The sequence below is a fragment of the Methylovorus glucosotrophus genome, from assembly GCF_009858335.1.
Taxonomy (GTDB): domain Bacteria; phylum Pseudomonadota; class Gammaproteobacteria; order Burkholderiales; family Methylophilaceae; genus Methylovorus; species Methylovorus glucosotrophus.
In genome coordinates this window covers 665,372-678,125 of the sequence record NZ_VMSE01000001.1, presented here as the reverse complement: position 1 = coordinate 678,125, position 12,754 = coordinate 665,372, and the positions used below count along the sequence as shown (strand labels likewise).

Annotated in this window: 11 protein-coding genes and 1 tRNA gene; 4 read left to right on the top strand and 8 right to left on the bottom strand. The window is 55.5% G+C overall.

Annotation, left to right across the window (positions count from 1 at the left end; translation table 11 throughout):
- The first annotated feature begins 9 nt into the window (after positions 1-9).
- Positions 10-1,743 carry an ATP-binding protein gene (locus FNL37_RS03185; protein ID WP_159355109.1) on the top strand — a complete coding sequence of 578 codons (1,734 nt, stop codon included), beginning with the start codon at positions 10-12 and terminating at the stop codon, positions 1,741-1,743.
- 162 nt (positions 1,744-1,905) lie between these two features.
- Here FNL37_RS03185 and FNL37_RS03180 read toward each other — a convergent pair whose 3' ends face one another.
- Positions 1,906-3,018 carry an integrase gene (locus tag FNL37_RS03180; RefSeq protein ID WP_159355108.1) on the bottom strand — a complete coding sequence of 371 codons (1,113 nt, stop codon included), beginning with the start codon at positions 3,016-3,018 and terminating at the stop codon, positions 1,906-1,908.
- A gap of 161 nt (positions 3,019-3,179) precedes the next feature.
- Positions 3,180-4,877 (bottom strand): sulfatase-like hydrolase/transferase, encoded by a 1,698-nt coding sequence (locus FNL37_RS03175; RefSeq protein WP_159355107.1) that lies wholly within the window; start codon positions 4,875-4,877, stop codon positions 3,180-3,182.
- A 228-nt stretch (positions 4,878-5,105) separates the two neighbouring features.
- Here FNL37_RS03175 and alkB point away from each other — a divergent pair, with 228 nt between their 5' ends.
- A complete protein-coding gene (gene alkB, locus FNL37_RS03170; RefSeq protein WP_159355106.1) occupies positions 5,106-5,744 on the top strand; it encodes a DNA oxidative demethylase AlkB in 639 nt (212 codons plus the stop codon).
- 177 nt (positions 5,745-5,921) lie between these two features.
- Here alkB and FNL37_RS03165 read toward each other — a convergent pair.
- Positions 5,922-6,006 (bottom strand) — tRNA-Leu (locus tag FNL37_RS03165).
- Positions 6,007-6,041: 35 nt separating this feature from the next.
- Here FNL37_RS03165 and queA point away from each other — a divergent pair.
- Both queA and FNL37_RS03155 read left to right on the top strand, forming a co-directional pair.
- On the top strand, positions 6,042-7,097 hold the full coding sequence (queA, locus tag FNL37_RS03160; RefSeq protein WP_159355105.1) for a tRNA preQ1(34) S-adenosylmethionine ribosyltransferase-isomerase QueA: 1,056 nt from the start codon (positions 6,042-6,044) through the stop codon (positions 7,095-7,097).
- 172 nt (positions 7,098-7,269) lie between these two features.
- Complete coding sequence (locus FNL37_RS03155) at positions 7,270-8,160, top strand: hypothetical protein (protein WP_159355104.1); 891 nt, start codon at positions 7,270-7,272, stop codon at positions 8,158-8,160.
- Positions 8,161-8,175: 15 nt separating this feature from the next.
- On the opposite strand, the gene FNL37_RS03150 is transcribed toward FNL37_RS03155, so the two are convergent.
- The 5 genes from FNL37_RS03150 to FNL37_RS03130 form a co-directional block, all read right to left on the bottom strand.
- Positions 8,176-8,787, bottom strand: a complete 612-nt coding sequence (locus FNL37_RS03150; RefSeq protein ID WP_159355103.1) for a lytic transglycosylase domain-containing protein — start codon at positions 8,785-8,787, stop codon at positions 8,176-8,178.
- A gap of 69 nt (positions 8,788-8,856) precedes the next feature.
- Positions 8,857-10,581, bottom strand: a complete 1,725-nt coding sequence (locus tag FNL37_RS03145; RefSeq protein ID WP_159355102.1) for a proline--tRNA ligase — start codon at positions 10,579-10,581, stop codon at positions 8,857-8,859.
- A 171-nt stretch (positions 10,582-10,752) separates the two neighbouring features.
- Positions 10,753-11,400 carry a hypothetical protein gene (locus tag FNL37_RS03140; protein WP_159355101.1) on the bottom strand — a complete coding sequence of 216 codons (648 nt, stop codon included), beginning with the start codon at positions 11,398-11,400 and terminating at the stop codon, positions 10,753-10,755.
- Entirely contained in the window at positions 11,381-11,890 is a 510-nt protein-coding gene (locus FNL37_RS03135; protein WP_159355100.1) for a TPM domain-containing protein, read from the bottom strand. Before FNL37_RS03135 ends, FNL37_RS03140 begins: the two co-directional genes overlap by 20 nt.
- 3 nt (positions 11,891-11,893) lie before the next feature.
- Positions 11,894-12,754 (bottom strand): TPM domain-containing protein, encoded by an 861-nt coding sequence (locus FNL37_RS03130; RefSeq protein ID WP_159355099.1) that lies wholly within the window; start codon positions 12,752-12,754, stop codon positions 11,894-11,896.

Sequence of the window (12,754 nt, the reverse complement as noted above, 5' to 3'; positions counted from 1 at the left end):
AGAGAACATATGCCAATATTCAACTTTAGGGATCAAGACGCGCTCGGAAAGGTTGCCTCCGTTGATACAACGAATGTCATTGTGGATGTTGAGAATATCTCTCATCTAAAAAGACTTCAGGTTAATCATCTCGCTGTACTTCAGAGTAGCAAGCCTGGGCAGCACCTTATCGGCCTTATTACACAAGTGACTAGGAAACGAGGCATCGAGGTTCTTTCGGATGACGGTGTCATGGAACAAAATTCAGAATTGAATCTGTGCCGAATTGCTTTGATTGGAACCCTGTTGGATCGTGATGGATCCAGGGAGAATGTTTTCCGCCGAACACTCGAAAGCGTCCCTGAAATAGATGCGAATTGCTTCGCGCTCGAAGGCGAGAACCTCACAGGATTTATGCGTACACTTTCAAGTGTATCAGCGGACGGCAATGCCTTGACGCTAGGAAAGTACACCCTGGATGAAAATGCAGTAGCCTATCTTAATGGCAATAAATTCTTTCAGCGCCATGCCTTTATTGGAGGGAGCACAGGCTCTGGAAAATCTTGGACAACTGCCAAAATCATTGAGCAAATGTCAGGGCTTTCTACCGCGAATGCCATTGTCTTTGACCTTCACGGCGAATACGCTCCATTGATAGGCCCTGGCATTGAACATTTCAAAGTTGCAGGCCCAGCAGATGTTGAAGCCAAGCGCACTATTTCTGACAATGTGCTTTATCTTCCTTATTGGCTGCTTTCTTATGAGGCGCTCGTTTCAATGTTTGTAGATCATAGCGATCAGAATGCCCCTAACCAAGCCATGATTATGGCGCGAGAAATTAACCAAGGCAAAAGAAAGTACCTTGAAGACAATGACCAGCAGGCATTGCTAAGGCACTTCACTGTTGATAGCCCTGTTCCGTTCGATCTCGATTTCCTTATGGAGAGGTTGAATTCGATTAACGTCGAAATGGTTCCAGGCGCCAAACCCGGAAGCGAAAAGCAAGGTGATTTCTTCGGCAAGCTCGCACGTATGATCTCCAGACTTGAAAACAAAATTTCCGACAAACGACTCGGGTTCATGTTCAATGGTGGCGTAGACATTCTTGACTTCGCGTGGCTTGATAAATTTGCCAATGCCGCCCTTGGAAGCACGGGCGAGAATGGAAAGGCTGGTATCAAGATCATCAATTTTTCAGAGGTTCCCTCAGATGTCCTTCCTCTGATCGTCTCCCTTGTTGCGCGAGTGACATTTTCTGTGCAGCAGTGGACTCCATCAGAACTTCGCCACCCCATTGCACTTCTCTGTGACGAAGCTCACCTATATATGCCTCAGCGTAACATGGCCGATTCTGCCGACAATATTTCGTTGGATATATTCGAGCGCATCGCTAAGGAGGGACGTAAATATGGCGTTAGTTTAGTTGTAATCAGTCAGCGCCCATCCGAAGTGAACAAAACTCTGCTTAGCCAATGTAGTAACTTCGTATCTATGCGCCTAACCAATGCTGAAGATCAGGGTGTTATTAAACGTCTCCTTCCCGACAGCCTTGGCGGCTTTAGCGATATCCTTCCAACGCTTGATACTGGAGAGGCTTTGGTTGTTGGCGATGCCAGCTTATTGCCAAGTCGCATCAGAATCGACGAGCCACGGAATAAGCCAAATAGTGGCACGGTGAATTTCTGGGATGAATGGCAGAATGCAGTTAAAGACAACCGGCTGATAATTGCTGTCGATAATTGGCGTAAACAAAACATCCAATAGTTAAAGTGTATCTTCGTCAGCGACCCTATCGTCTGCTATGGTTTAGGATTTTCACTGGGATTTTGATGCTACATCATGTGTCGCCGCCGCATTAAGCAGTGGGGGAGATCTTGACCGCTATGGGCGGGTATATTGACATGCCCTTACTCCCCATTTCACTTATTACCCCAGCTTCTTCACCAAATCCTCAATCTTCGGGTGGTAGTATCGTTTCAGCATCTGCAGGTCCTTGTGCCCCGTCACACTGGCCAGCTCAACAAGGTTATCCACTTTGTCGGCGATCCGGCTTGTCGCCTCATGCCGATTGTCATGGAAGGTAACGTTCGTTAGGTAGCCTTTCACCGGTTGGATACCTCCATCCTGGCACTTTTGCTCGTACTTTTCCCGAGCCCGCTCCTTTGCTCGCGCGAAGGCCTGGGTAATGCTGTCCGGACGCATCCGGAAGACCCGATCGTCACTCCATTTCTTCTGGGTTAAATCAGGCTCAATCTTCTTCAATCGTAGCTTCTCAATGGCCAACCGTCGGGCCTCAGACTGGTCTTCCCGATGCTGTTTCAGGGCAGCCGAGGCTGCTAGACTGAGGGGCACTAGACGGTTTTCACCGTTCTTGGTGTCCTCCAGGAAAATTACACGGCGCTCCAGGTCGACTTGATCCCAGGTGAGCTTGGCCATCTCGCCTCGGCGCATGGCGCTTTCGAGCGCCAGCCGAACGATTGCGGCGAGAGCGAAGCTCTTCGTCTCGGCTAATATTGCCTCGATTTCATCATCCTCGATACGCCGGCTTCGGCCTGGAGGTTTAGTGGGCTTGGTAACTTCCGGAATTCCGCCTGGGATGGGGATCTCCCATTCGCGCACGCAGGCCTTAAGCACACGGTTGATTAAGCCCAGCTCGTGAATGACAGTTTGTTTCGAAACCTGTTTTAATCGGTTATCCCGGTAACTGGCCAGAACAGCTGATGTGATAGAAGACAGCTTGAGATGGCCAATGCGCTCCTTTATGTTGAGCAGTCTGGACCTGTCTGGCGCGGCTCCTTTTAGCCTGGGAAGCACCTCTTCTTCGTACCGATCGCAGGCATCGGCCATCGTTGTTTTTTCGGCCTTGGCCCGGCTTTGATAAACGCCTCGGGAAATCTCAGATTCCATTTCCGCGGCCCAGGCCTTTGCGTCTTTTTCCCTTGTGAAAGTTTTGTACGCTTGGACGTGGCCCTTCCTCACTTGAACGTGATAAGTTACCTTCTGAGTTGCTGCAGAGACTTTCTTTGTAATGGTGGCCATGTGGTTGTGGTGATATCGCAGTAACACCACAATTATGAAACTTATAATATTTTATTTCAAATAGTTAACACATTATTTTTTTGGTTTCCGAAGCCAAAGGTCACAGGTTCGACTCCTGTCGGGCGCGCCAGATTTTACGCTCCAGAATTTCTTTTCAAACGTCATCTATCCGCCGCTTGCCGAGGCTTCAGCGTACTCAGCAGCACGGGCGCATGGTATTCAATCCGATCCGGCCATTCACGGATGGGGAGTACGAACCGGTCTCCGAGCAACTGGTCGCCGTGATTAAAATGCAGGGTGACGTCCGCGTTGGGGTTATTAATCTGCACGCCCAGACGTTGAGCCAGCCACAGGCCAAGCTCGTAATGACTGACCCATGAATCCTGAACGAGGTCCGCGGGTTGCGCGGTATTGCCACTGAGGACCATCATCGGGATCTCAACCACCTCCGGTTGCAGGCGGTTATGGCCCCAGCGGCCCTCCTCTCCCAGTAGCTGCCCATGGTCGGCGGTAATAATCAGATACTTCTCGCCATCGAGCTTTGAAAAAGCACGCAGGATACGATCCATGACGTCATCCCAATGCAGCATGGCGTTATCGTAGGCGTTAAGCATGCGGGTTTCATGGCTGATTTCACTGGTCGTGGGCCAGGGCGGTGTAAAGGCGCGATCCTGCTGGTAGTTTTCTTCGTAGGGAAAATGCACGGCGCGCATATTGAAAACGGCAAAGCTTTTATCCGTGGGCATTTGCTTTTCAATAATATCGGCCAGCAGAGCATCGCGGCGCTGCATAAAGCCGACCATGCGATTTTCTTTGGTCACCACGTGATCGATGAAAGGTCGACCCAGGTAGGTGAGCAGCTTGGACTCCTGCGATGACAGCCAATAGGTTTCATAGCCCTGCTCTTGCGCCAGACGGAACAGATTATGCCGCTTGTCTTTCATCCAGGCTTCCTGCCCGGGCTCGCGTATCACATTCATTAATGCAGGCAGGCTGACCGCCGTGCTCACCCCGGCGGCAATGCCCTTCAGCCGTATCCCGTTCATCTGGCGCATCCAGCGTTGCAGATGCGGCGTGGTCTGGCGGCTGGCGCCGTAGAGGCTCATGCGGTCCGGTCGCAAGGAGTCGGCCACCACCAGCCAGATATGCCGTGGCATGGAGGGCGAAGCTTGCCGCGTCATGCGATAAGGCACCATGGCGTGCATGTCGGAGGCGGGCGCTGTGGTGTCACCTTGCAAGCCCTTGACGGCAAAAAATGAAAAGACATTCATGCTGTTGTGCAAAGCGCTGCGCGTGGGGCCGGGCAAAAAGTCTTCCAGATCGCGGTAACTCGCGCGTATCGGCTTTGCCGCCAGAATGAGCAATATGAGTAACCACGCCAGACTGAAATACGGAAGCCCCAGACGCGGTTGCAGCCAGCCATGCAACAGAAACAGTGCCCCATACGGCAACCCCACTACCACCAGCACCCAGGCATAAGGCGCCCAGCTGGCCTGCAGCGCCTGGTGGATATCCTCCGGATTTTGCAGGGCGTTTTGCAGATCACTGACGCTGAGCGGCTCGCCGGTAAACGCCAGGTTGGCAAACTGGATGATTTGCATGAAGACGAACAGCATAAGCACCAGTGCCACCAGCCATCGCTGGCGACACAACCAGAACCCCAGCGCCAACAGCCAGATGACCAGCCCATAGACAGGCTCAAACACGGCATAATGCGCGCCACCCATCGCATGAAACAGCAGATCGTCCGCCATTAGCAGGGCGGCGCTTAGCAAACTGAGCAGCAGGATAAAAACAAAAGGACGCCAGCCTGCATTGCGGCCGCGCCCGACAAAAGAAGAGAGAAGTAAACTGGGCATGCTGCATGTGCTTGCAACGAGCAGGCCTACAGTGAGTTTTTAAGCAAGCATATGATTTAATGAATGTTATTTTAAAATACCGGTGCATCGCCATGGCATTTTTTGCAGACCCGGCAACCACATCCTGCAAAAAACGTCTCAAGCGCATATCCGCGGAATTCCATAGGCACGCGCCCGCCTGCATTCCGCTTACTCCATACTCGTTAAAGGATAAGCAGCAGATATCTCATGAGTCGTGATCTTTTTGCCTCAGACGCACCGCAAGCACTGGCAGCGGCCACATTTATGCTTGCTGGATTTGCACTCGCCCGGCAGGACATTCTGTGGCGTGATATCCAGGCTATCCTGCGTCGCTCGCCCCTGCGCCACATGCAGACGCCTGGCGGCTTTACCATGTCGGTGGCGATGAGCAACTGTGGTCCGCTGGGCTGGGTCAGCGACCGCAAAGGCTATCGCTACAGCCCTATCGATCCACTGACAGATCAGCCGTGGCCAGCCATGCCACTCGCCATGCAGCAGTTGGCCACCGAAGCAGCTGCGCTCTGCGGCTTCGACGGGTTTTTGCCGGATGCCTGCCTGATCAATCGCTACGCGCCCGGCACACGCATGAGTTTGCATCAGGACAAAAACGAGGTGGATTACAGCGCGCCCATCGTCTCGGTATCGCTGGGTGTAAGTGCGGTGTTTCAACTGGGAGGCATGCAGCGCAGCGACAAAACATCGCGTATCAACCTGCAGCATGGCGATGTCCTGGTGTGGGGCGGTGAAGACCGCTTACGGTTTCATGGCGTGTTGCCTATCAAGCCGCAGCAGCACCCGCTGACCGGCGAAGACCGCATCAACCTGACGTTTCGCAAGGCGGGCTAAACACGTGAGTGCATGTCACCTGGAGGCAAGATGAAGTAAGCATTTGGCACGCCAAAAACGCGAAAATTCAGCGTCTTGCTAGCGACTTGGAACTACTGGGGAACATTATAAAACGAGAGATTTACAACAGGATCGTTATTTTTAAGCCATTGTTTATTATGGTAAAATAACTTTTTGTGGTGCCGGGGGGGGGACTCGAACCCCCACACCTTGCGGCGGCGGATTTTGAGTCCGCTGCGTCTACCAATTCCGCCACCCCGGCTGAGTGGAACGCGATTATAACAAAGCTTGAGCAATATGCGAACCGAAGATTTTGATTTTTTCCTGCCTGAAGAACTGATCGCCCAATTCCCTGCCGCCGAGCGTGATGGCAGCCGCCTTTTAAGGCTGGATGGCAATAGCGGCGCCATTGCCGACCATCAGTTTCGCGAACTTCCGCAGTTTCTAAACGCGGGCGATGTGCTGATATTCAATGATACGCGCGTGATCAAAGCCCGCTTGCAAGGCCACAAGGAAAGTGGCGGCAGCATTGAGCTGCTGATTGAGCGGCCGCTGGATACGCATAGAGCGCTGGCGCATATTCGCGCATCGCGCTCGCCCAAGCCTGGCAGCCGCATCTTTATCGGCGATGGCATTCCGGCACGCGTGATCGAGCGTCAGGACGACCTGTTCCTGATTGAAGTGGAGCATGCCACCCCCTTGCTGGATCTGCTTGATCAATATGGTGCCCTGCCCTTGCCACCGTATATTACCCATGCGGCCGATGCCGAAGACGATGAGCGTTACCAGACCGTTTATGCCAGAACCCCGGGGGCAGTTGCCGCGCCCACGGCCGGGCTGCATTTCAATCAGGCCATGCTCGATCGCCTGCAGGCGGCGGGCATACAGATCGCCTACGTTACCCTGCATGTAGGCGCGGGTACGTTTCAGCCCGTGCGTGTAGATGACATCAGCGAGCATCGCATGCACAGCGAGATTTATACCGTACCGCCTGCCACCGTCGATCTGATCAATACCGCGCGCGCTGCCGGCCACAAGATTACTGCCGTTGGCACCACCGCCCTGCGTGCCCTGGAAAGCGCAGCGCGCTCAGGGGCTCTGGTCGCGGGCAGTGGCGAAACCGACATTTTCATCACACCCGGTTACCGCTTTCAGGTGGTCGAGCGCTTGCTGACCAACTTTCACCTGCCCAAAAGCACGTTGATGATGCTGGTATCGGCCTTTGCCGGGGTGGAACATATTCGCGCGGCCTATGCCCATGCCATTGCCAGCCGTTACCGCTTTTTCAGCTACGGCGATGCCATGCTGCTGGAACGTCGGGAATCCACCGACCAAGCGCCCACCCCCGGTTAGCAGCCGCAAAAGCAACAAGCTGTCCACGCCCAGGGTGGGCAACGGAACTCCTGCTGCCTGTGCGCTTCATAATCGGGTATTCTTCCCAATCCTGAGCGGGACTGAATCCCGACAGATGACCCAGGCCATGACCACAATGCGCCGTGAATTTGAGAGTGAGATGAGAGTTGCCATGACGTTAAATCGCTTTACTGCCATATCCGCCTTGTTTGCCAGCCTTTGGCTGGTTCTGCCTGCTAGCGCCCAGGTGCTGCCAGAAGCCCAGATCGGGGTACGCATCCCGCTGGCAAAGAAACCAACTACCCGGCCGATGGGCGTTGCCTATTCGCCACTGCATCAGCGTTATTTTGTCGCCGATGGCGGGTTGGGCCCGGTACCGGGCTCCATGGACATCACCACCTCGCGCTCGGAGGTACATGTGTTTGACGCCAGCGGCAAATACCTGCAATCCGCCCTGCCCGGCCTGGATAACCGCGCCATCTATTTCAATCCCAACACCCAGCTCATCGAAACCATTACCTACAATGTTTCAAGCAATGCAGGCTTTACCCCGGGTACTGGCATTTACTCGCTGGAAATCAATGACAAGGGGGAGCTGACGGAAAATACGCGCGACATTATCAGCTTCAACCCGGCGTTTGGCGATGCGGCCACCATGCCAAGCTACGATGCAAAAACCCAGCGCTACTATGCCAAGCAAGAGCGCAGTAACCGGGTGTGGGTCGTAGACCCCAAGCAACGCGAAAAAGTGAGCGAAATCGTGCTGGATCTGGATGCCGCGGGCGCCAGATATGATGACATCAGCGATCACTTCATTGCCTACACAGGCATTGCAGGCGAAGAACTGGCCGTGCTGGATGTCGACCACAAGGCCGTGCTGGTATTTGATCTGAATGGCAAACTGGTGGGCAAGAGCGCGCTGCCACCCACGCTCAAGCTGTTATCGCAAAACCATTACAACGGCGTTGGCTACAGCAATGGCATGGTGTTTGTGTACGCGGAACGCGAAGGAGAGTTCGGGACGTATCTGGGCTTCAAGGTCTCGGACCAGGTCGCCCCCTGATCCAGATGCCTGGTGCTAGTAACCGGGGCGATAGCTCCAGTTGTTGCGCCAGGCGCTTAATACCATGTTGGGATATTCCGGCTGCCCCAGGCTGCCGTTGTAGCGGCCAAGCGCCCGGTACAAATCCCCATTTTCGATATCCAGATAATGCCGCAGGATGGTACAGCCATAGCGCAGATTGAGGCGCAGGTGAAACAGGTTATGCTCCGGCGAGCCTATGCTGCGAACCCAGAACGGCATGACCTGCATGAAGCCGCGCGCGCCGACTTCCGACACCGCATATTTCTTGAAGCCGCTTTCCACCTGAATCAAGCCCAGCACCATTTGCGGATCCAGCCCCGCACGCGATGCCTCGTAATGCACAGACCGTAAAAAATCCTCGCGCATGGTCTGGTCCGGCATGCGCTTTTTCAGACGTTCCGACATGTCCTGCATCCAGCGCTGGCCTTCCACCTCACTGGCAAACACCAGCCTGGGCGCGGCCAGATCGCTGACGGACTTCTGCATCAGCGCCCGTACACTATTCGAGAGCGGCTCTTCTTTCTGCGCACCGGCGTGGGCAGGCAACGCAATTAAGAGTGCCCAGGCCAGCCAGCCGGATATACAGAGTTTATTCAATGCGCGCATCCTCATCATCAGTCTGTTACGGCGCAACACGCTGCAGGTTTAGCCCGCAGCCCACATAAAAGCCAAACCTCAGGCCAGTGCCTGCTTCAGCTTGCTGACAATTTCGCTCAGCGCAACAGACTGCGCCTGTTCGTCACTACGTGCCTGATACTCGACCTGGCCTTCCTTCAGGCCGCGGTCACCAATCACCACACGGTGCGGGATACCGATCAGTTCCAGATCAGCAAACATGACGCCAGGCCGTTCGCCACGGTCATCCAGCAACACATCAATGCCGGCCTGCTGCAGTTCTGCATACAGCGCCAGCGCAGCGTCTTTGACGGCATCGCTTCTATCCATGCCGATAGGCGCAATCGCCACACTGAAAGGCGCCATGGCGGCGGGGAAAATAATGCCGCGGGCATCGTTGCCCTGCTCAATTGCCGCGCCCACGATGCGGGATACACCAACACCGTAGCAGCCCATTTCCATGATCTTGAGCTCGCCATTTTCGGCCTGGTAGGTCGCGTTCATGGCTTCAGCATATTTGGTACGCAACTGGAAAATATGGCCGACTTCAATGCCACGGCACAGTTCCAGCACACCCTTACCATCCGGACTGGGGTCGCCATTGATCACATTGCGGATATCCGCCACCAGCGAAGGCTCAGGCAAATCGCGACCAAAGTTGACGCCCGCCAGATGGAACTTGGGTTTGTTGGCACCACAGACAAAATCACTCATGGCAGCCACGGTGTGGTCGGCAATAACGCTCACTTCGGCGCTCACGCCTACCGGGCCGATAAAGCCAGGAGGGCAACTCAGATGCGCGCGGATTTCTTCTTCAGTAGCAAAACGGAAATCGGCAAAGCCAGGCTGCTTGGCCAGCTTGATCTCATTCAGGCTATGGTCGCCGCGCAGCAACGCCAGCACAAAGCGGGATTGGCCTTCACCATGGGCCACCATCAGGGCAATTGCCTTCACCGTGCGGGTGACGCTGATACCCAGCAAGGCGGCGACATCTTCGCAGGCGGTCTGCTTGGGGGTATCCACTTCACGCAGGGTTTCCTGCGCGGCGGCCCGTGGTGCGCTGGGTGGCAATGCTTCTGCCAGCTCCACGTTGGCGGCGTAGTCAGAGGCAGGGCAGTAAGCCAGCGCATCTTCACCTGAATCCGCCAGCACATGAAACTCATGCGAGCCATCACCACCGATGGCGCCAGTATCGGCACGCACCGCGCGGAATTTCAGGCCCAGACGATTGAACACATTGCTATAGGCCTGATACATGGTGGCATAGGTTGCCTCCAGCGATTCCAGGCTGGTATGGAAGGAATAGGCATCTTTCATGATAAATTCACGCGCACGCATCACGCCAAAGCGGGGGCGGATTTCATCGCGGAACTTGGTCTGGATCTGGTAAAAGTTGAGCGGCAATTGCTTGTAGCTCTTGATTTCGCGCCGCGCCAGATCGGTGATCACTTCTTCGTGCGTAGGGCCGAAACAGAAGGAACGCTCGTGGCGGTCAGTAATCTTCAGCATCTGGGGACCAAACACATCCCAGCGCCCGGTTTCCTGCCACAGTTCGGCAGGCTGCACAGCAGGCATCAGCAGTTCCAGCGCACCGGCCTTATTCATTTCGTCACGCACCACGGTTTCCACCTTGCGCAATACGCGCAACCCCAGCGGCATCCAGGTATAGAGGCCAGAGCCCAGGCGCTTGATCAGGCCGGCTCGCAGCATCAGTCTATGGCTGGGCAGCTCGGCTTCCTGTGGGGCTTCTTTTTGGGTGGCAATAAAAAACTGAGAGGCGCGCATGAGTAACTCTTAAAAAAAATGGGGAATGGAAGAAAACTTAAGGTGTGGATTTTATAGAGAAATGCCCGCGAAGTCAGCCGAGAGGCGTTTCACGAGGCAAAAACGGCCCGGATTGCGTGCGGGATTAAATCAAATACAACGAAAAACACGCTGAAAGCCCGCGCGCGATGCTCAGCGGGCGGGGCTGTTTTCTGGCTTCCAGCCCGACTTCCATTGCTCCAGCGGAACAATCACCGCCGGCTGGCCGTTATCGTAAAACCAGGAATCCACGGCGAAGCGCTCGCCCGAGGCGCGATCAAGTATGACGGCGGTGGTATGCGGCCAGCCATTGAGAAAGAAGCCGCGACGCTTGGTATCCAGAATATCGTGAAAACGGATCAGGCCCTCTTTCAGCATCAGCTTCATGTAGGCGGTGCTGTTGGCTGCCTCGTCATTGCAATCCAGCTGGCCGGGCTTGCCCCAGACACCAAAGGTCCCCGCCTTGTCGACCGATGTACCGGTTTTGGCTCCCACCATCTTTTCCATTTCCCCCAGCGCGTGGCTGATGGCCACACGTTCGGCGGCTGCATTTTCCGGGGTGGGGGTAAAGACCTGCACCACGCGCTGCCATTCTTCGGCGCTCAGCGTAATGCGCGCCATGGCGGCACAGCCGCCGCCGTAGCACATGTCAAAGCCTTCCAGCGTGGGTTTCTGTTGCAATACCTGCGTCAGTGCTGCGCTATCGGCCCAGACAGGGGACGATAACAGCAGGCAGAACGCGGCAAGCGCACTGGCAAATCTGGCAACTGAGGCGCCAGAATCAGAGAACCAGCGGCGCATCGGGCAACTCGTTTTGATCATCAGAAGTGGGGGGAAAGTGCTGCTCCAAGGCGGCGCCTATGCGGCTAATCCCATGCAGTACGCCGGTTTCGAAATGCCCCTGGCGAAACATGGCTTCCATTTCGCGGCAGATTGCTTCCCAGCCCGCTTCGCCCACATGCTGGTGGATGCCGCGATCAGCGATGATTTCCACATCGCGATCCGCCAGCAACAGGTAGATCAGCACGCCATTATTGGCCGCGGTATCCCAGACCCGCAGTTGCGAAAACAGCTCAATGGCGCGATGACGCGGCGTGACCCCTTGCAGGATATGCATGGGCGAAAGACTACCCTCCACCACCACACGAATTTCGCCATTATGTGAGCGTTCGCTCGCGGCCGTGGCCTTCTCAATATTGATAAGTGCCTGCTGGCTGAAGTGGCGCTTGAACTGCCATGGCGTTGCCAGCAAGTGGGAAATGAAACGTGAAAATCCGGATTTTTTCAGCATGATTTACCAGTCTCCCGAAGCCCCGCCGCCGCCGAAGCCGCCGCCTCCACCAGAAAAACCGCCACCACCGCTACCGCCGCCAAATCCGCCGCCGCCATAGCCACCAAATCCACCCAGACTGCCAATACCGGCCAGCGTGACGACAAAGGCAATGAAGGCCAGCACCAGCGCCATGATGAGGCCGCCACCCAGGATCCAGACCGCGGCGCCTATCAGGCCACCGGTGGCCACACCACCAAAAAAGCTGCCCAGCACGGCGCGCAACATGGCACCGGCAATCAGGCCGCCAAAAAGCAGAATCGGCAGCATATCGCCCCAGTCATGCTCGCCACCACGCGCTTGTTGCGGCGGCGCAGGCAGGGCTTCACCATCGATTAGCGCAGCGATACGCTCCACGGCCGCATTCAAGCCGCCGTAAAAATCGCCCTGCCGGAAGTATGGCGCCATGACATCGCTGATAATGCGTTTGGTGGTGACATCGGGAATCGCCCCTTCGAGGCCATAGCCGACTTCAATGCGCATCTTGCGATCATTCTTCGCCAGCAAAATCAGCACGCCATCGTCCTGCTTCTCGCGCCCCAGTTTCCAGGCTTCCACCACGCGGATGGAATACTGGGCGATATCTTCAGGCTGGGTCGTCGGTACGATCAGGATGGCAATCTGGCTGCCTTTTTGCTGCTCAAATGCCTGCAGGCGCGCTTCCAGCCCGGCCTGCTGCTCGGCCGTCAAGGTCGACGTCAGGTCGGTCACGCGCTGGGTCAGCGGTGGAATGGCTTCCAGCGCCTGCGCCGCCCCCGCCTGCCATAGAGAGGCAAGCAACAGCAGGGGCAGGCACCAGCGCAGCAAAGCGCTCAACTTCTTCAC